At 37.5% G+C, this 24,805-nt stretch carries 14 protein-coding genes and 1 tRNA gene; 5 read left to right on the forward strand and 10 right to left on the reverse strand.

The features are described from left to right. Positions 1–6 precede the first annotated feature (6 nt). Positions 7–11,997 (reverse strand): thrombospondin type 3 repeat-containing protein, encoded by an 11,991-nt coding sequence (locus tag A3Q34_RS20860; protein WP_070374669.1) that lies wholly within the window; start codon positions 11,995–11,997, stop codon positions 7–9. Between the two features lie 193 nt (positions 11,998–12,190). Between A3Q34_RS20860 and A3Q34_RS20445 the strand changes: the two genes are divergently transcribed. Continuing rightward, a complete protein-coding gene (locus A3Q34_RS20445; RefSeq protein ID WP_157470865.1) occupies positions 12,191–12,337 on the forward strand; it encodes a hypothetical protein in 147 nt (48 codons plus the stop codon). A 164-nt stretch (positions 12,338–12,501) separates the two neighbouring features. Here the strand turns inward: A3Q34_RS20445 and A3Q34_RS06745 are convergent. The 7 genes from A3Q34_RS06745 to A3Q34_RS06775 all read right to left on the reverse strand — a co-directional run bounded on the left by A3Q34_RS06745 (position 12,502) and on the right by A3Q34_RS06775 (position 20,497). Then, positions 12,502–12,577 (reverse strand) — tRNA-Phe (locus A3Q34_RS06745). 184 nt (positions 12,578–12,761) lie between these two features. Further along, positions 12,762–14,027, reverse strand: a complete 1,266-nt coding sequence (locus A3Q34_RS06750) for an inorganic phosphate transporter (RefSeq protein ID WP_070374670.1) — start codon at positions 14,025–14,027, stop codon at positions 12,762–12,764. A gap of 9 nt (positions 14,028–14,036) precedes the next feature. Beyond that, entirely contained in the window at positions 14,037–14,717 is a 681-nt protein-coding gene (locus A3Q34_RS06755) for a TIGR00153 family protein (protein ID WP_070374671.1), read from the reverse strand. A 189-nt stretch (positions 14,718–14,906) separates the two neighbouring features. Continuing rightward, positions 14,907–15,608, reverse strand: coding sequence for a phosphate signaling complex protein PhoU (gene phoU / locus A3Q34_RS06760; RefSeq protein WP_070374672.1), 702 nt, complete (start codon positions 15,606–15,608; stop codon positions 14,907–14,909). A gap of 49 nt (positions 15,609–15,657) precedes the next feature. Further along, on the reverse strand, positions 15,658–16,479 hold the full coding sequence (gene pstB / locus A3Q34_RS06765; RefSeq protein WP_070374673.1) for a phosphate ABC transporter ATP-binding protein PstB: 822 nt from the start codon (positions 16,477–16,479) through the stop codon (positions 15,658–15,660). A gap of 120 nt (positions 16,480–16,599) precedes the next feature. Continuing rightward, a complete protein-coding gene (gene pstA / locus A3Q34_RS06770; protein ID WP_070374674.1) occupies positions 16,600–18,237 on the reverse strand; it encodes a phosphate ABC transporter permease PstA in 1,638 nt (545 codons plus the stop codon). Between the two features lie 16 nt (positions 18,238–18,253). Further along, on the reverse strand, positions 18,254–20,497 hold the full coding sequence (locus A3Q34_RS06775; RefSeq protein WP_083277926.1) for an ABC transporter permease subunit: 2,244 nt from the start codon (positions 20,495–20,497) through the stop codon (positions 18,254–18,256). 192 nt (positions 20,498–20,689) lie between these two features. Between A3Q34_RS06775 and A3Q34_RS06780 the strand changes: the two genes are divergently transcribed. The 3 genes from A3Q34_RS06780 (at position 20,690) to A3Q34_RS06790 (ending at position 22,299) form a co-directional block, all read left to right on the forward strand. Further along, entirely contained in the window at positions 20,690–21,121 is a 432-nt protein-coding gene (locus A3Q34_RS06780) for a CBS domain-containing protein (RefSeq protein WP_070374675.1), read from the forward strand. 150 nt (positions 21,122–21,271) lie between these two features. Then, the gene (locus A3Q34_RS06785; RefSeq protein ID WP_070374676.1) at positions 21,272–21,751 is read left to right on the forward strand and encodes a methylated-DNA--[protein]-cysteine S-methyltransferase; all 480 of its coding nucleotides are present in this window, start codon (positions 21,272–21,274) and stop codon (positions 21,749–21,751) included. 200 nt (positions 21,752–21,951) lie between these two features. Next, a complete protein-coding gene (locus tag A3Q34_RS06790; protein ID WP_220465200.1) occupies positions 21,952–22,299 on the forward strand; it encodes a hypothetical protein in 348 nt (115 codons plus the stop codon). Between the two features lie 14 nt (positions 22,300–22,313). Here A3Q34_RS06790 and trmB read toward each other — a convergent pair whose 3' ends face one another. Together trmB and A3Q34_RS06800 are read right to left on the reverse strand one after the other, a co-directional pair. Next, positions 22,314–23,048 carry a tRNA (guanosine(46)-N7)-methyltransferase TrmB gene (gene trmB / locus A3Q34_RS06795; protein ID WP_070374677.1) on the reverse strand — a complete coding sequence of 245 codons (735 nt, stop codon included), beginning with the start codon at positions 23,046–23,048 and terminating at the stop codon, positions 22,314–22,316. Positions 23,049–23,199: 151 nt separating this feature from the next. Further along, entirely contained in the window at positions 23,200–23,538 is a 339-nt protein-coding gene (locus A3Q34_RS06800; protein ID WP_070374678.1) for a 50S ribosome-binding protein YggL, read from the reverse strand. Between the two features lie 141 nt (positions 23,539–23,679). On the opposite strand from A3Q34_RS06800, the gene mutY reads away from it, so the two are divergent. Further along, positions 23,680–24,753 carry an A/G-specific adenine glycosylase gene (gene mutY / locus A3Q34_RS06805; RefSeq protein WP_070374679.1) on the forward strand — a complete coding sequence of 358 codons (1,074 nt, stop codon included), beginning with the start codon at positions 23,680–23,682 and terminating at the stop codon, positions 24,751–24,753. The last annotated feature ends 52 nt before the right edge of the window (positions 24,754–24,805 follow it).

The raw sequence follows: 24,805 nt of genomic DNA on the forward strand, positions 1-24,805 counted from the left end.
TACAAATTACTGATTTACCAAAACGCCTAAACTTTCTAAAGTCGTCACTTGTGAGGCATCAGACAACGGTATATTTTGAATATTTATACTCATCATTAATTGTTGTAAGTCATCATTAAGATGCAATTGATCTTGGGTATTCCTAAGATTTATTACTTTACTTAAATCAGCTACTTGTGATTGGTTAATCGATAAGAATGATAAATCAACAAGAGATTCAATAGGAGATAAATCAGAAACGGCTGAATGGTTTAGTTCTAACCCCCAACTTAGGTTCGTTAATGTAGAAGCTATCGTCGATAAAAATGCATCATTTACAGAGTCATCAAAACCAATAGATAAGTACTGAAGGTTAACTAACTCAGGGATCACGCCAGCAGGATCGCTGTCACCGATCTCTGATGTAGTTAAAGGACCATGCAAATATAATGTTCTTAAGTGTGGCAAATTTAATAACTGTGCTGCATCAACATTTATATCATTACTATCAAGTTGATGTGTACTCAATGCAATTCCTGATAGTTTAGGTAAATTAGCTAACGGTGATAAATTAAATGTTGTATCACCCCACAAGTGTAAAAAACTTAAATTATGTGTATTGGTTAAATGATTCAAATCTGTAACGTGCGTACCTGCTAACCATAAGTCTCTTAACCTTATACCACTAACAGAATTTGAGAAATCTGCCAGATTTGTATCGTTAAAGGCATGATTATCTAGATTTAAATTTTCAAGTTGAGGAAGGTTAAATAATGGACTGTAATCACCAATTACAACAACATTAAAATTTAAATCATTAGGTAAATTTACATTACTAAGACCATATAATTGTTCAATACCTGCAATGCTTGTCAATGCAACATCACCCGAACAATTGAGGTTATGTAATTGCGCAACATATGTAAATTCTCCTTTATTGTCATCAAAACACGTTGTTAAACCTGCATCAGTGAATGTAATATCGGCTAGTAAATCAGATTTAACATTACCAGATAATCCGCTACCTAAGTAACCGTTAATTTGTTCAGGATTTTCTAATGGTAGATTATCAATAATTAGATTATCTAGGTGTGAATAGAACTCCAATCCACCTAAATTGTTTAATTGGGTATTACCCACATCAACAAAACGCAGTTTTTGCATACTATCAAACTCACCATGAACTTGAGTAATAGCAGTGCCATTTAAATGAATTTCTTCAAGGTTATAAAAAACTGATAATCCCCATACTTCAGTAATAGCAGAGCCGTCACACCATAATGATTGTAATTGCCCTGTTACCAACTGTTCACCAACGTTATCAATTAAACATTGTTTAAGGGCAAGATCTTGAATCTCGTCTAAATAAGACGCTAGCATCTGCCCATAAGCCAACTCACCTTCTACATGAATACCAAAATCACGTAATCTTTGTACCTGGTACTCAATATTTGAACCATCAATCACAGGTAACATATTCACATTTACATAACTTAAATGTGGTAATGGCTCATTATTCATATCTCCATTAACAAACAATTCAGATAAATCTGTTACGTTAGTATTTTGAATGTTGACTGAATGAATTTTCCATAAATGATTAATAGGAGCCAAACTAGTAATAGCTACTCCTTGAAAGTCTATCCATTTAACTCCTTGATGGGTTGCCATTAAACTTTCAAATTCAGTATCTCCTAAACCACTCCCCCAACCTAAGTCTAAATTTTCAATATTAGAAAGAGATAAAAGAACAGTTAAATCATTTGTGCTGATATCACCATGAATACGAAGTTGGTTTAATGCTGGCATATTTGCAATTTGTGCAAACATCGTTTCATCAATCATCTGGTTTCGGCGAATTGATAAACCTTTAAAATTAGGTAATGAGGTGAGATGTGTTAAATCAATATCTTGTTCATCTTGCCCCATTATCTCTAGCTTCTCTAAAGTAGTAATAGTCGCCAACGGACTAATATCCGTTACTGATGTTTCTGAAATATCAATATGTAATAACGATGGATGGTTTTCTAACGCAAGTAATTTCGTATTATTAAACTCAAAGTTATAACCAGCAGTGAACATTTCTAAATTAATCAAACTTGCAACAGCACTAAAATCAGTAACCTGAGATAAGCCACCTAAATGTAAATAGCGCAAATTATATAGTTGTTCAAGCCCACCTAAGTTACTAATTTCTCGAAAACCACAATCAATGTGTTCAAGACGGTCAATGTATTGGTCACCATTTAGGTAATCGATAACACATTGTTCAAATTCGCCATCTACAAATGTAATATCAGCTAAAGGTGTTCCGGTTGTAAAATTAGGATCATGTGGAAATGCATCAGAGTTATCACCGACTCCATCTCCATCACTATCAAGTCTTTCAGCTGGGTCATTAGGGAAATGGTCAGAGTTGTCACCAACACCATCTCCATCAGAATCAAAAGACTCAGCGGAATTAAATGGGAATGCATCAACATCATCATCTATACCATCATTATCATCATCTTCGTCAATGCTATCTACAACACCATCATGATCAGAGTCGATATCAAGTACCTCATAGAACTGAACACGAGGAGAAATAAATATGTAGTTATCTTCTTCGACTGATGGAAAAGTCCAGGTATTATTGTTGCGTTCTTCCCACTCTAATACGTAAATACGATTACCAATTTGTGCTAGAGGCTGCCAGTGACGAATCCTAAAACGATTGCAGTAATCATTTGCTTCTGCATTACATTGCCAATTTCCATCTTCAGTACGATTACTATTAAAAGATAGGCGATTGTTTTCATCTTCTGACCAATACCAGCGATCCCAACCATTGCCATGGTCGTCAAAGTTAAAGTTTTCATCCCAAATACGGCTTACATTTGCAGATGCTTCAAACCTAAAGCCAAATAAGTCGGTAAGTTCGCCCTGCTCGTTGTATGCATCAAGGTTTGTTAAGCTAAAACTATTTTGTAAATAACGATTTAATAATGGCTCAATCGTCGCTGTTGTATCTTGCGAAACAATCAGACTAAACGATGCAAGGGTAATATCCCCCTTATTAGCCGTAACATAAACACCAAAACCTGTTTCATAAGCTCTCGATTTGGTGATTTTTATTAACTCACCAGAATGTAGCGCAATATTCAACACTCCATCTACATCAATTGACCAGTCAAAGGTGATACCAAAAATGGTTGTAATACCACTACCGTCATTATTAAATGAAACTAAATCACTGCGCAATCTAGACCATTGGTCTTCGCTTTCAAGGTCTACAACTATCGGTAACGCCCAAGTTTTTGCTTCTAATTCTGTAGATGTCCAACCTAAGTTACTGAGAGCTTCTAAGTTATCTAGCGTTAATACATCTGCATCAGTTTCCACTTGAAATGGTTCTGGATCTAAAGAACCTAATAGCTGTTCTCGACTCCAATCATCTTTTATCGTTATATTAGAATCGGTCACTCGCCAAAATCTTTCGAAGCCATCTTCTGGAGCTAATAACTGCCAAGTGGTTTGTACTTCGGTATAAGTAATATCGATGTAATTATCACCATGAGCTTGAATATAGTCATGCGCGGCTTGGTCACTCACTAAGCCAATTTCCATCAACTCTGTTACTGTTTTACTATTATAAGACCCAATGTTAGTAATAGGAATAGTCGTCATAACATCATCAGTAAAACTATAATTTGAGTTATTATGCTCAAATGGACTTTGTTCTGTTAACTCACCATTTGCGAAATGATACGTTAGACCATTTGATTGTCCTATTTTAAAGTCAGGGTTCTCTAAATAACCTTCAGAAATGTAGATGTAACTGGCTAATAAGTCAGTCTCTATAAATGCCATAGCAGCGCCGACTTCATTATTACCTGGTGCAATATCAGATTCATTTAATACACCATCACCATCGATATCTGGATCTGAATTATCACCTATACCATCTTCATCAGTGTCTAACCATTCACTAGCATCATATGGAAATGCATCATCCTCATCATTTACGCCATCATTGTCATCGTCATTATCGTAATTGTTACCAATAGAGTCGTTATCACTGTCTAATGTTTCAAACGGGTCGAATGGGAAATCATCATCTTCATCATGTACACCGTCATTATCATCATCGGTATCGATACTATCTAGAACACCATCTTTATCTGAATCAATATCGTGTACTTGATAGAATTGAATACGAGGGGCTATAGCAACATATAAGTCTTCTTCTTCAGAAGGGAAATTCCAGGTATTATTGTTACGTTCTTCCCACTCCAATACATAAAGTCGATCGCCAACTTGCGCTAATGGTTGCCATTTACGTAAGCGAAAGCGATTACATTGATCATCATTTACTGAGTCACAAGATGAATAATGTTCTTCTTCACTATGCCAATTACTTTGCATAGTTATCAGGTTACTTTCATCTGTATTCCAAAACCAGCGATCCCATCCATCATTATGATTATCGAAATTAAAATTATTTGATAAAACTCGAGTTACTCTACCGCCACCACTTTCAGGTCTAAAACCAAAGAAGTCTGTTAATTCACCTTCATCGTTATAGGCATCAGGATTAGTTAAGCTAAAGCTGTTCTGTAAGTATTTATCGACAAGTGGAGTTATGTTAGCCGCTTCTTCAACAGGTACAACTAATGAATAAGAATTCAGAGTTTCTTCACTATTAGATATAGTAAATAAAACACCAAAACTATCTTGATAAACTTTTGATTTTTGAGCGGTAACAGTTATACCGTTTGAATAAGTAAGCTGCAGTAGACCTTCCCCGTCAACTTGCCAATCAAAACCAACGCCAGACATTTCACCCATTGCAGTACCTTGATTACTTGCAATACTCTCAAAAGTAAAAATATCACTTGAAATTCTAGACCATTGATCTTCATGATCTAGATCTATAACTAATGGCATAGCAAAGGGTTGAGCTATTAGCTCAGCTTCTGTCCACGCAACCAGATCTACTGTAGAAGTATCAAGAAGGTAAACAATGGTTGATTCCTCTTCTAAAGTTACAACGTTAGCTTCAACTGAGCCTAATAACTGCTCTCGTTCCCAATCATTAGTAAATCTATAATTATAAGTTGCCGTTTTGTAGAAGCGGAAGTAGTCACCATCAACATCTAAGCGTTGCCATGTAAAAAATGGTTCACTCTGTAAAATTTCAATTTGATAATCACCATTTTGGTCAATAAATGGCTGAGCAACGTCCCAAGAAATAACACCCATATTAGCTAATTCACTTACATTGATGTAAGTAATATTTTCAACAGGAGTTTCTGGTGTTGCCGTCATCACATCATTATTAAAGTCATAACTATAAGTAATTTCTTCAAAAGACGAACTAACAACCAACATTTCATTATCAAAACTGTAAGTACTACCATTTGTTTGCCCTAATCTATAATCAGGGTTAGTTAAATAACCTTTAGCAATAACGATATATGATGGTAATAATTCTGCATCAGTAAAACTTAATACCGTTGTTACTGCATCATTGTATGGGTCAAGGTCATTTTCATTAGTTACGCCATCGCCATCAATATCGGTATCTGAATTATTACCAATGCCATCTTCATCTAAATCTTCCCATTCAGTTTCGTCATTAGGAAAAGCATCATCTTCGTCACTAATACCATCGTTATCATCATCGTTATCCCGATTGTCTCCAACGAAGTCGTCATCATTATCAACTGACTCTTCTCTATCAAAAGGGAAAGCATCATCTTCGTCAGCTACACCATCATTATCATCATCTGTATCAATACTATCGAAAATACCGTCTTTATCGGAATCAATATCATGTACTTGATAAAATTGAATACGAGGTGCAATGGCAACATATAAGTCTTCCTCTTCAGAAGGGAAATTCCAGGTATTATTGTTACGCTCTTCCCACTCTAATACATAAAGACGATCACCCACTTGTGCTAATGGTTGCCATTTACGTAAACGAAAACGATTACATTGATCATCATTTGCTGCATCACATGATGAATAATGCTCTTCTTCACTATGCCAATTACTCTGCATAGTTATTAGGTTACTTTCATCTGTTCCCCAAAACCATCGATCCCAACCATCTCTATGTCTATCAAAATTAAATTCGTTTGATAAAATACGTGTCACCCTTGCCCCCCCACTTTCAGGTCTAAAACCAAAGAAGTCAGTTAATACACCTTGTTCGTTATAGGCATTAGGGTTGGTCAAGCTAAAACTGTTTTGTAGATACTTATTCACTAAAGGATTGATACTTGCGTTCGTATCTTGTGCTACGACAAGTGAAAATGAATTTAAGATTTTTTCACCATTTGAAATAGTAAAATATACACCATAGCCTGTATCATACTCTTTCGATTTTTGTGCTGTTATTGCCACACTGTTTTCCAGAGTGATTTGCAATATACCTACTGAATCTAATTCCCAATCAAACACAATACTTGAAAGTGCGCCTGTTGCTGTGCCATTACTAGCGAAAGTGAATATGTCACTTGAAATACGGCTAAAATTATTTTCATTTTCATTTTCAAGATCAATGACCAATGGCATAGCCATTGCGGTGGTTGTAAGTTCCTCATTCGTCCATGCAAGTTTGGTCAGTAACGACGTATCTGTTAACTCAAGTAAAAATGACTCATTATCGATAGCAACAGGTTCTGACTCTACTGAACCCATCAATTGTTCACGATTCCAGTCATCTATAATTGAATATTCAATCGTACTCGTTACCCAGAAATTGTAAACGTCACCAACAACCGCTAAGCGCTGCCAAGTGAGTCCAATTTCTCTTTGCGATGTCGTTATTTGAATATCCCCATACTTGTCAATATAAACGTTTGCAAGTTCAGAAGAGACAACACCCATATTTACTAAATCACTTACCATTAAATTGTTCTGTGATGCTACCGCTTCTTCTGACGTTGCAGTCATCACTCCGCCATCAAAAACAAAAGTATAATCATCTTGGTTTGAGGGTGAATGAATCGATAAGGTGCCAGTACTAAAGTTGAAAGTTTGACCATTTTCAAATCCAATTTTAAAGTCAGGATTAGTTAAATAACCAATAGTGTTCCCTATATAACTTGAGAGTAAATCAGCTTCAGTAAAATCTAACGCCACGGTTACATCTTCATTGGTAGCGTCAAGATCTTCATCATTTAATACGCCGTCACCATCAATATCAGTATCGGAGTTATCACCAATACCATCACCGTCAGTATCTAACCATTCTGATGCATCAAGAGGTAAGTCGTCGTCATCATTTAGATAACCGTCACCATCTTTGTCTTCATCAAAGTTATTTGGTATTCCATCCCCATCAATATCATCAAAACTAAATGCGGCTAAAATGTCAGTTTTCGCAACATCATTATATAATAACTCATCAACTTTCTCTGAACCTACTTCAGCGACAAACCCTCTTCGGACAATTGTTTGTCCAGGCTCTGATTCACTGTCTGTAAAAACAAACGGCATTAACTCTTCTTCATCAATATCATCACCTAGTAAGCTTAATACAGCATCAGAAATGGAGTATGAATAGATATCATTATCGCCAATAGCCGTTTTAGTTACCGCGACTGTATCAACAAGTATTGCTGATTCGCCATTGCTAAAGCGCTTAATGAATTTAGCAACTAGGTTAGTGCCATTGATGCTACCATCATTCGAAAACAAGTAGGCTTCTATAGAGTAGTCAGCCCTTTGACCAACCCAAATCCCCCCCATAACATCATATATACCTGTACTTGGCATATTAACGATTTCAGATAAGTTGGTCGCTAATTCTGGTTGGTTATTTTCCCAATTGACTGGAATGCCATTACTACAGTTAAGATTTTCAGCAATCCAATCATCACAGAAAAACTCGTACGAATTAGTATCGCGAATAAATTCAACAAAGTAGCCTTTGGCTCCCTCTGAAAAAGTTGACTCTGCATCGATAACGCCCATAAACTCATCATCTAATAATTGAGTTAAAGGTAATGACTGAATATTAACCGTAGTTAAATTAGCTTGAAATTCACCTGCAGCATTTGCTATTAGAGCTGTTTCTCCGCCTTCAAGGTAACCAATAATATTGAATACGTCTTGATATTCTAAGATACCGCTAAGTGTAACAATACGATCAGGGCTATTATCAGTTTGATTAATAAATTCAGCTGATTCAATATTATAGATGAATTGACTCTCATTTTCTCCATCCGTTAGCGTGCCATACTCATACTCTAGAGATTCAAGTTCACCGCTTGCATCATGATCATCATTTCCTTCAAACCAAGAAACACCTGTTGTAAAAGCTTGCTGTTCATTTTCAGCAATTATGCCACGGGCTGAGATTGAACCACTTTCGATACAAGCATAATTAGTGTCTGCCTCTATAGTTTCAGTAAAGGTAAACATGAAAGTGTTAGTGGCGCTATCGTATGTACCATCACTAGAATGTAAATCACTTTCTTCGTCACTTGAAGTAAATGTGAAATTCCCCGCATGATCGATTATGCCAATTACTTTCGCTGTAACGTCGTCTTGTTCATCTTCATCAATTAATTCGAGAACTTCACCGTTTTGTGTGGCAAGAATAACGAAGGCACTATCTTCATCAGCTTTACACTCACCATTCTCACCTGAACTTGTAAAAGTAATACTAGATAACCAACGACCCGATAAGTCAAAACTAAATTGGTCACAAACATCACCGATACCATTGTTATCAGCATCACCTTGATCTTCATTCGCTGTAGCAGGACAGTTATCAGCATTGTTACCTGTTAAGTCGCCATCTGTATCTAAGGTTTCAGCAGGATCACTTGGAAAAGCATCTTCAACATTGTTAACGCCATCGCCATCACGGTCTTCGTCAAGTTCATCAGGAATGAAATCACCATCTATATCAGCAGGTACGCTATTTGGGTCTAATGGGTCAGTATCTACAGCAACTTCGTTAGCATCAGAGAAGCCATCACCATCATCATCTGTGTCGGTGTTATTACCCGTACCATCACCATCTGTATCTAGTGCTTCGCTTTCATCTAATGGGAATGCATCATCGATATCACCAACACCGTCTCCATCATCATCAGTATCGGTATTGTTACCTATACCGTCTCCATCTGTATCTAGTGTTTCACTGCTATCTAAAGGAAATCCATCATCAGCATCAGCAACACCATCACCATCATCGTCGGTATCAGCATTATTACCTATACCATCACCGTCTGTGTCTAGTGTTTCGCTACTATTTAATGGAAATGCATCATCAGCATCAGCAACACCATCACCATCATCGTCGGTATCAGCATTATTACCTACACCATCGCCGTCTGTGTCTAGTGTTTCACGACTATTTAATGGAAATGCATCATCGTCATTATTAACACCGTCTCCATCAAGATCATCATCTATGACATCAGGTATAAAGTCACCATCCATATCGGCGGGTATAGAACTAGCTGAGTTAGGATCTGTACTTGCAGCTAATTCATTTTCATCAGAATATCCATCATTATCATCGTCAGTATCAGCATTATTACCAATACCATCACCATCATTATCTGCTGATTCTGTTGGATCAAAATCAAAAGCATCTTGGCTATTATCTACGCCGTCATTATCGATATCATTATCGCTAACATCTGCAATGAAGTCCCCATCGAAATCAGCTGGAGTGCTTGTACTTAATAAAGGGTCTGAACCAGCATGTTCTTCGTCTGAATCAGAGTATTGATCATTATCATCATCTTCATCGGCATTGTTACCCGTTCCGTCACCGTCGGTATCAAGCCATTCATTAATATCTAATGGAAACTGGTCATCGGTATCAATAACTCCATCACCGTCATCATCTTCATCTGTTGCGTCTCCTTTACCATCACCATCGGTATCAACAAATACAATACCTGGATTAGCCGCATCATTGTCATCAGGGTCTTGCTCTGTTGGCCAACCATCGTTATCAGCATCTTCAATGACTGAAAGGTTTGGATCTAATGGGTAGCCATCATCTATATCTGCAACACCGTCATTATCATCATCAGGATCACATGCATCGCCCATCGCATCATTATCAGAATTCACTTGGAAGGTATTAGCAACTAAAGGGCAGTTATCAGTGCCATTGCCAATGCTATCGTTATCACTATCAAAACGCTCTGTGGGATCTAAGGGTAATGCGTCGGCATCATCAAAGACACCATCATCATCAGTGTCACTATCTAGTGGATTAGTACCAATAATAACTTCTTGTTCATCTAATAAGTTATCGCCATCATCGTCGGTATCAGCATTATTACCAATACCATCACCGTCGGTATCTATTGTTTCTGATGCATTTCTTGGGAATAAGTCTTCCTTATTATCAACACCGTCACCATCTATATCGGTATCAGTGTTATCACCTATTGTATCGTTGTCTAAATCATTTGATTCTGTGGCATCGATTGGGAAGGCGTCTTCAGCATCCCTCACACCATCATTATCATCATCGCTATCTGGAGCCAATCCGCCAGTATCAGCTTGTCCATCACTATCTGTGTCGACAAAGTCTATTGTTGGAACATCAGCATTATTATCATCTGTATCTTGCCCAACAGTCCAACCATCATTGTCTTGGTCAACTGCATTGGATTTTGTGCTATCTAAAGGAAAGTCATCATCAACATCTAAAACCGAGTCATTATCATCGTCCGTATCAGCATTGTTACCCGTACCATCTAAATCAGTATCGGTATGCTCGGTAGCATCAAGTGGGAATTGATCATTTTCATCACTAACGCCATCATTATCATCATCGGTGTCTGAACGAGTTTCATCAATTGTTTCAGTTCTGATGCCATCTACAACAATATAAGCGACATCAGGTGTTCCATCTTGGTCAAAATCACTATCAGCTGAAGCATCTTCAGGATAAGCATCATCTGAATTCATAACACCGTCACCATCAATATCAGGGGAGGTTTCAGCAGGCTCTAAAATAATTTCTGCTTCACTTTCTTCAAATGCAGTCGTATCAGTTGATTCATTACCTGTTTGTGCTGTTTCTTCAATTATGACGTCTTTAACATCGGCTACCGTTCGACCTTCTGGGTCATTAGGAATAGGTAGTGTTGCAGGGTCTTGTTCTAGAACATCTAGTGCTGCTTTTGGGTAACTCTCTGTTTCTAAGCCTCCAACGACACCATCAATTTCACCATCAGATAAATCAGCGGCCATATCTGTGAGAATGTTATTAGTTGAAATATTTTCATCACCAATAATTTGTTGCATCTGAAAAACAACAGCGGTTAATGCCTCTACAGCACTCCTATAAGCTGCTGTTGATGCTTGATCTTCTTCACTATTGGTTGTTTCATTAATTAATGGGGGGGTCGAAAAAATATCAATATCATCATCCAATCCAAAACCCATAGTTGACTTCACTTGTGACTGAGCGGGAGTCATGGCAGCTAATATTTCTTCATTAGTCGTAGTGCCATCATTATTGCCGATATAGGGTTCTACATCAGAATCTGCATTATTGAATATCAAAGACACAGTCATATCGGTTAATGGTGTCGCATAAATATTTTCACCACTAGAAAGTAATTCGTCGGTTAATATTGTTTTAACAGTAGTAATGACCGGAGTCATACCTGTTGTAATATCGACAGTATTACCATTAGCTGAGATTTCTAAAATATAAGGGGGAGATAAAGGGAAAGTTAACGATAAACCTTCAATTTGTGCTTCTGCATTGGTAGTACCCGAACCCGCAATAGCACCTTTGAAACCTTCAACTGTTGGGTCGATAGCATAAACAGTAACATCAGCAAGCGCCATTGGACCTTTAACACCACCACCGCCTATGGAAAGAATTTCTGGTTCGGGCTCTGGAGCAGGAGGCGGAACAATTACAACGGCAGGTTCGTCATCAGAATTGTTAAAACAACCTGATAAAGAAAGCAAAAAGATAAAAACTAAGATCTGTTTAATCGAACTATTTAATAATTGGTTGGATATTTTCATTTCAAATTCCATTTTGTTATTTTTGGAGAATATAGTGATATTTACATTGAACTATACTTTCATACATTTCATACATTTCAATTAATACTATCAAATAATTTAATTTTCGCTAATTTTTAAACACATTTAAATCACATTTCACACAAAAAACGAATAAAATAACAACACAACAACATAAAATAGGCGACAAAAAATGCCAAACTTAGTTAACTCAGCTAATATTCCCAGCCAAATAGGGATACTACCAGGTATTCGCCCTGCTCTTTTTTCACTCTATGAAGCGAAAAAAATGCCTAATGATTCATCCGCTTGTTTTGTACTCATCATTATTAAGTTCTAGTAATATCAAGGGCAATATTTATAACATAATGTCTATTGAAAATAGTTTGATATAAAACTTGAATTTAGTGGGGTGATAATCATTTAATTGAAAATAATTTTTCTGTTAGAACAAAAAAAGCCCACAATTGCTTGTGGGCTTTTTTGTCTCAATAAAGAGAAATATGGTGCCTTGACCCGGAATCGAACCAGGGACACGAGGATTTTCAATCCTCTGCTCTACCGACTGAGCTATCAAGGCAGTTTGAAATTCTAAAGAACATCAAAGAGGCGTTATAATATAGGGTAATAGTGGTTCAGGCAAGCATTACCTAATCACTTTTTAATTATATAGTGGTTACCACTGAAAGTTTACAAATTCAGGGGTTTAAATAAAAAAACCAACATCAATGTTGGTTTTTTAAAAGTAAATTTTCTACGTGTGCTTAGGTGAAAATTGCCACCATTCCCCAGAAGAAAATGATAGATAAACCTGCACCAACCGGTAAGGTAACAACCCAAGAAACAACAATATTACGCACAACCGTTAAGTTAATTGCAGCAATACCACGAGCCATACCTACACCTAACACAGCACCAACTAATGTTTGTGTGGTTGAGATAGGTAAACCGGTACCTGAAGCGATAACAACTGTACATGCTGCTGCTAGTTCAGCAGCAAAACCACGGCTTGGCGTTAAATGCGTAATGCCATTACCTATGGTTGCAATAACTCTGTGACCAAATAATGCAAGACCAGCAACAATACCAAAACCACCTAGTGGTAAAATCCACCATGCGATAGCTGACTTCGCTGCAATTTGACCGTCATTACCAACAATACTGACTACCGCAGCTAGTGGACCAATCGCATTAGCAACATCATTTGAACCATGAGCAAATGCCATTGCACAGGCAGTAACGATCATTAATACCGCAAATACTTTTTCTACGTTGGCATAATGTGTTTTCTTGGCGGCACTTTCATCAAATTCTAAACGGCTTATAAATATTTTACCTATAACAGCGACAATAACTGCGGCAATAATTGCATATACATAACCTTCAACAGAACCGATGTTTAAGCCTAAATGCTTCAAACCTTTCTTAATAGTGACTAAAGCAAGTACGAAGCCCGCTAAAAACATGTAAAAAGGTACCCAACGTTTAGCTTGAGTTAATGGATTATCCGTATCAAAAATTAATTTTTGTGCACTGTTAAAAATAATAAACGCAATAATACCTGAGATAAGTGGCGTAATTATCCAGCTACCTACGATACCGATAACCTTACCCCATTCAACAGCATCAACACTAACACCAACGGCAGCAAAACCAACAATGGCGCCAACAATTGAGTGTGTTGTAGATACTGGCCAACCTAAAATAGAAGCAATAAGTAACCAAGTAGCCGCAGCAAATAATGCTGAAATCATACCAAAAACAAGTAATTCCGGACTATCTACAAAGTAAGAAGCATCAATAATACCCTTACGAATAGTTGAAGTAACTTCACCACCCGCTAAATAAGCACCAGCAAATTCAAAAACCATTGCTATGAGAATCGCTTGTTTAATCGTTAGCGCTTTAGAGCCAACTGATGTACCCATTGCGTTAGCCACATCGTTTGCACCAATGCCCCACGCCATAAAGAAACCAACAACGCCGGCAATAATGACCAACATAGGGCCATGTGTTAATAATATATCCATGAATAAGCCTTATTTTCTAGCCAGTAAAATTTCTAAGCGAGCACCAACACGTTCGGCTAAATCGGCTAAATCACCTATCCATTCAATAATTTGATATAAAAACATTACATCAATAGGATTTAAGTCATTTTCAATCGCCAATAAGTCGCTACGCAATTTAATTTGCATGCCGTCTGTATCATCTTCTATTTCATCTAATTGGTTAATCATCTTCTCAACCAATGCGACTTCTCGACCACGAAAACCTGTTTCTAATAAGTCGTCTAATTCATTAATCGCGTCAGCTGCTTTTTCTGCGGCTTCAATATTTCGAGCAACATACGCCACAAAAGAATCTTGTAGTGTTTCTGGTATAACCAGTTTGCGTCCTAAAATACGTCCGGCAATATCTTTTGCTTTATTAGCAATTTTGTCTTGTTGGGAAAGTAACTCTAGCAAATCAGCACGATCGACGGGCATAAATAAACCACCCGGAAGTTCAAGGCGTATTTCGCGTTTTAATGTGTCTGCGTCGCGTTCATATTTTGAGATTTTACTGCGAAGTTTTCCTGCTTTTGACCAATCTTGTTCAGCACAAGCAGCAAAGAAAGGAGTTAATTGATTACAACACTTTGTGACCAATCGAATGTGTTTTTCTAATGGTTTAATAGGTGATTTTGCAAAGACACCTAGTATTGAATTTCTAGCCATAATTTATTCCCAGAGCCAAATTGCTCTTTGTTATTATTCGTCGCCGATATTACCCCATTTAACACGATCTTCAAGCGTTTTATCACGATCACCTGACAATTTTTGTGCTTTTAACGAGATATAGCTATGATTTGTCGAAACATCATAGCTATATAGAAAGTTATTTAAACCTAGCGGATTTTTTCAAATTTACAAAGATTTAATATCTTCAGCTGTTGTGTGGCGAACATCTTTTCCTTTGACAAAATAGATAATGTATTCGCAAATATTTTGACAACGGTCACCGATACGCTCTAAAGCACGAGCTGACCAGATAACACTCATTATTTGTGGGATAGAACGCGGGTCTTCCATCATGTAGGTCATTAATTGACGCATTAGTGCCTCGTATTCACGATCAATCTTCTCGTCATTGCCATGAGTTAAAACAGCTGAGTCGACATCCATTCGTGTAAAAGCATCAAGAGTTGCTTGTAAAAACTCTAATACTTTACGACCTAAATTATCTAAATTAAGTAATAACGCTTTTTGCTCTCCAGAGAAATTTTCGAGTGCTACCCGAGCAATTTTCTGTGCTTCGTCGCCGATACGCTCTAAATCAGCAATTGTTTTTACAATAGCCATAATTAAACGTAAATCGCCAGCTGCTGGCTGACGCTTAGCTATAATGCGTGTACATTCATCGTCAATACTGACTTCTAAGGCATTAATTTTATAATCGTTCGCTAAGACATTTTTTGCCAGGGCTTCATCCGCATCATAAACAGCGGTGAGTGAATCGCTTAATTGTTTTTCAACCAAGCCACCCATATGCATGACATGGTTGATGACATTTTCTAAATCTTCGTTAAATTGGCCTGATATATGACGACCAAGATTGATGTTATCCATTGTTTTTCCTTGTTATTCTATAATAAAAGTAGAATATTAATCATCTCTATTAACCGTAACGGCCGGTAATATAATCTTCGGTTTTCTTTTTTGCCGGCGTAGTAAACAGCGTATTAGTATCGCTGTATTCAATTAAGTCACCCATGTACATAAATGCTGTTTGATCTGATACACGTGCGGCTTGTTGCATATTATGGGTAACAATGACTACAGTAAACTGCTTTTTTAAGTCATTAATCAATTCTTCAATCGTCAATGTTGAAATAGGGTCAAGTGCCGAAGTAGGTTCATCAAGCAATAAAACTTCTGGCTTAATCGCAATGGCGCGAGCAATCACTAAACGTTGCTGTTGGCCACCAGAAAGTCCCAGTGCACTATCGTGCAAACGGTCTTTTACTTCATTCCACAATGCCGCACTTCGCAGCGCAACTTCAGCAGCTTCATCTAATACACGGCGATTGTTTTCGCCCATAATACGTAAACCGTAGACAACATTTTCATAAATACTTTTAGGAAATGGATTAGGTCGTTGAAAAACCATACCTACTTGACGACGCAGCGCTGCAACATCAACATGTTTTCCATAAATATTTTCGCCATGAAGGTTAATTTCACCTTCAATCTTACAGATATCAACCAAGTCGTTCATACGGTTAATACAACGTAACAACGTAGATTTACCACAACCACTAGGACCAATAAACGCGGTAACTTGTCCTTTAGGAATAGACATGCTGATATTTTGTAGTGCTTGTTTGTCACCGTAATATAAGTTTAAATTTTTAATTTCTAACGCCACTTGTTCTGGCGATAAGTTGTTAAGGTCAAGTTTAACTTTTGGATCTAATGTTCTTGGGCTGACTGAAATCATAGTGTTCTCTTTCAATGCTTAAATTTTGTTCGTGACTGTTAAAACTTTTTTACTTTCTATTTTGAGCCCTTCTTATTTCAGTCTATTTAACTAAAATAAGAAGGGTATTCTTCAATAAAGTTAATGCTCTAACATGCGATATTTTTCTCTTAAACGGTTACGTATGGTAACTGCTGTCATATTCAGTGAGACAATAATTGTCACCAATAAAAATGCGGTTGCAAAAACTAACGGTCTTGCCGCTTCAACATTAGGGCTTTGGAAACCTACATCATAAATATGAAAACCTAAATGCATAAACTTACGGTCTAAATGTAAATATGGGAAGTTACCATCAAGCGGTAAATTTGGCGCCATTTTTACAACACCAACTAGCATCAGTGGTGCAACTTCGCCGGCCGCACGAGCAATCGCTAAAATAATACCCGTCATAATTGCTGGACTAGCAATCGGTAGAATAATACGCCATAACGTTTCTGCTTTGGTTGCACCTAGCGCTAAAGAACCGTGACGCATAGCTGATGGAATGCGTGATAGACCTTCTTCGGTTGAAACAATAACAACCGGTAATGTTAGTATCGCTAGAGTAATAGCCGACCACATAACACCTGGCGTACCAAAAGTTGGACTAGGCAGTGTTTCGGCATAAAACAGTTGATCTAAACTACCACCTACCATATAAACAAAGAAACCTAAGCCAAAGACCCCATAAACGATTGACGGTACACCTGCTAAGTTAATAACGGCGATACGAAGTAGTTTAGTCAGGGCGTTTTTACCGGCATATTCATGTAAGTAAATAGCCGCTATAACCCCCATAGGAGAAACGATGACTGTCATCAGTAAAACCATTAAAACAGTACCAAATATTGCAGGAAAAACCCCCCCTTCGGTATTTGCTTCTCGTGGGTCATCAATTAAGAAACTGCCTATTTGCTGAATAAATACCGCAGTTCGACCAAAAACAGACAGTTTATTGTTATAAGTAACTTTGAGTATTTCTTCAAAATTTATCTCAATAACCTCACCACCCATAGCGCGTACCACAAGTTGATCACGAGATACTTTGTCACGGATAGCCATTAACTGTTTTTCTAGTACTTGGTAATCAGCGTTATATTGGGCAACTTCTGCATCAATTTCTTGCTCGCGCTCAGCGGTTAAGGTTTCATCAAGTTTATGTTTACGCTTTTTCAGCCGTAAGCGTTCTATTTGATAATTGATGGCGCCGATATCAACTTTTTGTAATTCATCCATTTCGTCTTGAAAGTTATCAACACGTTCCAGCAACTCAGCCATTTTATCTAAGCCTTCAGGCTGACCATCTAAGATAATCCCTTCAATGAAGCCATAAAAATTACCATTGGTGCGACGTTCAACCACTACAACATCTTCAGGCATGGTGGTTTTGTTAACAAGCGGCATTAACAACCAGCGAAAATCTAGATTAACTAATTCACGGTTACCCGTTTTTACTAAAATTCGCTCAATGGTTTCTTTAGCAGGATCTAAACCTAAATTTAAATGCGATAACTGCTTGCTTGGCAGGCTTTCACGATCGTATATCTCACCAATAACGGTAACTGCTTGGCCTTTTTCATTAACCGTCTCAAATTGATAAATGTCTGCAGGCCAAAAGTAGGATAAACCACGTGAAGCAATTAACCACAATAAACCTAGAACTGAAATTAAACTGATACTTACTCCGCCAGCAGACAACCACACCCACGGAGAACCAGATTTAAACCAACTATTCATAAACTCAGTTCCTTAACTATAACGAGCTGTATTTTTCACGTAAGCGCTGACGTATCAGCTCAGCAAACGTGTTAAAAATAAAGGTGAAAACAAATAAAACAAAAGCAGCTAAAAATAGAATTCTATAATGCGAACTCCCTACCTCGGATTCTGGCATTTCTACAGCAATATTTGCTGCTAAGGTACGCATACCTTGGAAAATACTCCAATCTAAAATTGGGGTATTACCCGTAGCCATTAGCACTATCATGGTTTCGCCGACTGCACGGCCTAAGCCCATCATCACTGCAGAAAAAATACCCGGACTCGCGGTTAACAAAACAACTTTCGCAAGCGTTTGCCATTGTGTAGCACCCAAAGCGAGTGAGCCACTAGTTAAATGCTTAGGTACACTAAATATTGCATCTTCTGCCATAGAGAAAATGGTCGGTATAACGGCAAATCCCATCGCTAAACCAACCACTAATGAATTACGTTGGTCAAAGTCAATACCGAGGTCGTTAGTAATATACTGACGAACATCGCCACCAAAAAACAAGGTTTCAAAGAAAGGAGATAACAAAAATGCACTGCCACCGGCAATCAACAAGACAGGAACAAGTATGATCGGCGCCCATGTTTCAGGAATAGTGTTTTTCATATCTTTAGGCAGTTTATGCCAAGCAAATGCAGTTACAAAGACTGAAAGCGGTAACATAATTAATAGCATTGCGATTGCTGGCAAATAATTTTCGATTATTGGCGCTAACCATAAACCCGCCAAGAACCCTAAGATAACTGTTGGCAATGCTTCCATTAACTCAATTGTTGGCTTAACTTTTCGGCGCATACCAGGGGTCATAAAGTAAGCGGTGTAAATCGCAGCACTTAACGCAATAGGCACGGCAAATAACATCGCGTACATGGCCGCTTTCATGGTACCAAATGAAATGGGTACTAAAGAAAACTTACCTTCGAAATCATCTGAACCAGAAGTTGACTGCCAAATATACTCTGGCTCTGGGTAACCTTCGTACCAAACTTCTTCCCACAAAGCACTCCAAGTCACTTCGGGATGTTCATTTTCAACGCTGAATATTTTCAGCTGGTTTTCGTCAATCACGACTAAACCATCAGCACGAGGAGAAATTGCAAATACGCTAGGTTCGGTAGTTGTTAATTGACCACGCCATAAATCAGCTTCACTGGTGGTGTAGAAAACCCCCATATTTCCTGAGGTCGTTAAAGTATAGAAACTTTTACGAAATTGTTCGGTATGAATTTGAGTAACGGCTTCGGTATCACTAACGTTAAAGCTACGAACATTTTTAAATTGACGACCATCGTCAGTAGCCACTTCAAACCATTGTGTAACTTTACCCGCACTGCTACCTAATAATATTGAACTACTACCAGAAAGTAATGCCATTGCAGTAACATGATGAGGTTTGCTTCTGGTTTGCTCTAAAGAGGGAATAATTGTGGCTTTAAGTTCAACGTCATCTTCATCGGTAAGATCAAAAACAAAGACTTGATCATCACTGCGAACAAAAGCTAAGCCCATATCAGGAGTTACTAATATTTCGTTAACATGATCAGAAGGAAAATCGATTTCTTGATAAATAGTTTCGTAAGCGCTGTCGTAAGTAAAGTCATCTTCTGCAATTAAGCTGGTCTTAATTAAACGTTGGTCTTGCGTAAACGCAACAAAAACCGCTTTTTCATCATTCATACCAAATGAAATTTCTGTAAGAACTTCACCACTTTCGTCAACGGCTATCGACTCTTCTCCTAACGGATAGGCGACACTAGGAATAATTTCTCGTGTACCTGAATCAAAATTAGAAAAGAATTTAGCGGCAATAAGCTGCATGTTACCGTCACTATCAATGAGTAGTTTCTTTTCTACGCCAGAATTAACCACATTAACTAAGGTTTTATCATCACTCAATAAGTTTTCACTGAGTACTAACGTACCTTTTTCATGAGCAGCACTTTTGACGAGCTGATAAAAGTTAATATCACCTTGCTCAGTAATTTGAAAAGCGATTTCTTTTAGTTCATCAACACCCGCAGATAACGTGGGTGCCGTGGTACTGATTTCAAATTGACCAACAGGCTCTATTGTTGCCGACTCAAAAATAGGTTTTATCACATAGAGTAAATATAAAAAGATCAGCACAAGTGTAAATAAAACACTTATACCGCCTACTGTTATTAACCATTGTGCTAATGTATTTTTCAACTGACGTGGGCCAGTCGATTTTAATGCAATTGCCACTTAAACACCTTCAATTATGGAGACTTTAGTACGATATCAATTATAAGACAGTTGTATGACACTTTTGTGACAGCCAACAATTAGTTTTATATAAATCACTAAAGAGCTAGTTTTGACTAAAAGATGATTGTTAACTAACAAAGTTTTGTTTATCGTGACGATCAAACAAAAATCAAATAGTAGGAGAGAATGATGAGCTTAAGTAAAATTATGTCGACAGACTTAATTACCTTAGAACTTGACGATGATTTAAGTAAAGCAAAAGCAATATTTGACCTACACAGCATTCACCATATTTTGATACTTTGTGATAAACAACTTGTTGGGGTGGTCACCGATAGAGATATATACAAGCATTTAAGTCCAACAATTGGCACTAAAAACGAAACGCCCCGTGACCATTCAATGTTACAAAAGAAGTTACACCTCATTATGAACAGAGACCTGACGACAGCCAAAGCAGAAGTCAGTTTGAATGACGCTGTATTAATGTTTCATGACAACCACCTTTCATGTCTGCCGATTGTAAATGATGAAATGCAACCTATTGGTATTATCAGTTGGCGTGATATTTTAAAAGTTATTGCACGACAATATCGTAACAAGTTAGCCACTAATAAATAATGGCTGATATAAAACGACTTATGCTTTATTTCACTTCAGCGCTTTCACTGAAGAAGCAATTTTAGTGCTGTGCATTAACGTTAATTATCTTTAAAATAGTTATTTATCTTCACAATATTTAATGGGTTATGCTTTAACAAAGGAATCAATATGTACTTTACTATCACCCCTTCTCCTTACGGCGATATCGCATTAACCGCTAATGACCAAGGGCTAACGGCGCTTGCTTTTCAAGATGGCGCTTTACCGCTGATTATTGATGAAAGTTACATAGAGAGCCCTACTCACTTTACCCCGGTGGTTCAACAGCTTGCAGAATATTTCTCTGGTCATCGTACTGTCTTCGACTTGGCACTTGCACCACAAGGTACACCGTTTCAGCAAAAAGTATGGCAAGCATTGCTGACTGTCAAACAAGGTGAGACCAAAAGCTATTTATGGATAGCAAAAAAAATTAATAATGAAAAGGCCGTACGAGCGGTTGGCGCAGCAAACGGAAAAAACCCGATCGCTTTAATTATCCCTTGCCATCGTGTTATAGGCGCCAATGGAAAATTAACAGGTTATGCTGGTGGTTTAGCTTTAAAAGCAAAGTTACTGATGCATGAACAAGCCCAGTTCAGCGTTTAATTGCTATTTTACTTAACAAAAAAGCAAAGTAACTCATCGATAAAAAGCAACAATATAGCGTTTAATTAACCTAACATAGAGTTAAGAGGACTAGCGGTTTAATTTTTGTAAATACCCGAGTTATAAAATAAAAATAAGCTTTAGCCAAATTCAATTTGACTGATAAGATGCCCACAATGTTTTTATAGAATAAATCAGTTATGAGTATAGATATTTTATTTGTTTTTGCTGTTGCCGTAATATTGTGGATGGCATGGTTATTAGTTAAAGCAAAACGTTTCACTAAATTTAAGCTACAGATAGAAAAAGAGTTAAAGCCAAAAGTTATTGCTGATATTTTAGCCGAATTAGAAGAAAGCAGAAGTGATATTTTTCCAAATAACGAAATTCATCAACAAGCAACGATTTATTATTGGTCGCAGTATAAAGTGCGTATTTTGCAAGCCGCCTTGCAACGAGAAATCATTAGTACTCAGTGGTTAAAAGACACCGGCAACTTACGTAATAGCCAGCATCTTTTTCACGTTGAACAAGAGTACTTAAATTAACTGTCCATTCTGGATTAATCTTGGCGTTTAAATTGAATATCCCAAACGCCATGGCCTAAGTTATGACCACGGTTTTCAAATTTCGTTAATGGCCGAGAATCAGGACGTGGCACAAAGTCACCATCGGTGGCTAAGTTTTTATAGCCCGGCGCTGAGTTCATATCTTCAATCATGCATTCTGCGTAATTTTCCCAGTCAGTTGCCATATGAAAAACACCACCCACCTTTAGCTTTTGACGAATAGTTTCGACAAATTCTAACGAAACAATTCGACGTTTATGATGCTTCTTTTTATGCCAAGGATCAGGAAAAAACAATTGCACGGTCGTTAATGAACCATTAGGAATACAGTCAGCAAGCACTTCTATCGCATCATGTTCAAAAACCTTTAAATTATTAACGCCTTCTTCATCTGCTAATGAAATACAAGCGCCAACACCCGGACGATGCACTTCAACACCAACAAAATTTAGTTCTGGGGCATTTTTTGCCATTTCGACTAAAGATTTACCCATGCCAAAACCAATTTCTAAGATAATAGGATTGCTGTTATTAAATAAGTGAGCAAAATCAATCATTCCATCAAGGTGGTTTAAGCCCATTGTTGGCCAAAATTGCTCCAATGCATTCGCTTGTCCTTTTGTTAATCGCCCTTCGCGCTTAACAAAACTACGTACTTTGCGAATATATTTGCCTTCTTTTTCAGCTTCTTCAATGCTTTTGTGGGTGTTTTCAGTTTTATCTACCATATATTTCTTCAATATAATCCAAGTTTTATTCTAAATAAATGCGCTTTAAACAAAGCAGCCAAAATTTTCAGAGTCTGCACTTATTGTACATAAGTAATGGCACTGAAAAATGCTGACAATGCCGGGTAAAGTTCATTTATGATGAATAAAGTTATTCAGCCCACCAAACATCGTAAAGATCACTAACAGCTACTGCTGTAGCGCCATTTTTATTCAACCAAGATTCTACAGCGGTACGATGTTCATCGGTACACTTACCGATATTTTGAGTACAAACGATACCATGCCATAAAACATCGCCTTCGCCACCAAAACCTAAACCATTAGGTTGAATAACTTCATTAAAAAAGTTATTCAAAAAAGTATCAACCGTATCATTGTCTGTACCGTCAGCTAATTTAAAAGCGACGTCAAAACCTAATTCTTGGTATTCATCAACACGTAATTTTTTACGTAAACGGCGGTTACGGTTTTTAGCATTTAATTTCATTTTAATTCCTTAAATCTTAGCAAGTATATTTCGAGTAATAATCTCGAGATTAATATGGACGAGAGCATAATGGCATTATAAATTTTTGCAATAAAAAATGCACATTTATTCGTGTCCGTTTATTAGGTAAACTAAGTCGCTATGACAAATAAAACTCAAATATCACCGAAATCAGCACAGTTTTTTGCCACGCAAACACTCGACTGGTATCAAGCCCAAGGCAGAAAGCACTTACCTTGGCAGCACAATAAAACCCCATACCGTGTATGGATCTCTGAAATAATGCTGCAACAAACACAGGTAGCAACGGTTATTCCGTACTATCATCGTTTTATGGACAGTTTCCCAACAATTACCGATTTAGCTAATGCCGATGAAGATAACGTTTTACATCATTGGACAGGATTAGGTTATTACGCTCGAGCTCGTAATTTACATAAAACAGCAAAAATAATTACTCAGCAATACCAAGGTACTTTTCCTGAGGACATTGAACAAGTTATTGCTCTACCGGGTATCGGTCGTTCAACCGCTGGTGCAATTTTAAGTTTGGCATTGAATAAGCATCACGCTATTTTAGATGGTAATGTAAAACGGGTATTAGCGCGTTGTTATATGGTTGAAGGCCATAATGGTCAGAGTAAGTATGAAAAAGCGTTATGGCCGATTGCAGAGGTATTAACGCCCAAAGAAGGTGTTGCGCAGTTTAATCAAGCGATGATGGATCTAGGCGCACTTATTTGTACGCGCAGTAAACCTAAATGCGAGCTTTGCCCGTTAAGTGACAGTTGTTTAGCTTTTTCACTGAATGAACAAAGTAGTTACCCACAAAAAAAACCAAAGAAAATCATTCCAGAAAAACAAACTATTATGGTGATACCTCGTATTAACCAGCAAGTATTATTAGAGAAACGGCCGCCAAGTGGTATATGGGGAGGTTTATGGTGTTTTTTAGAGGTCGAGCACGAAGAAGAGATTGCCGCATTATTAGCGAAGCTCCATTTGAAACAAACGTCCGTTGTACCCTTAGCAAAATTTCGCCATACCTTTAGTCACTTTCATTTAGATATATCGCCAGTAGTGATTGATTGTGAACAATTACCAGCAAAAGAAATCAACGAAAACAACCAACAACAGTGGTATAATTTAGCCACAACTGCATCGGTTGGCTTAGCAGCATCAACTCAAAAATTGATCAGCTTATTAAAGCCATGATATTTATATATCGATACCACTTTAAGATACAGATGAATATTAAAGTGGTAAA

Source organism: Colwellia sp. PAMC 20917 (assembly GCF_001767295.1).
GTDB lineage: Bacteria > Pseudomonadota > Gammaproteobacteria > Enterobacterales > Alteromonadaceae > Colwellia_A.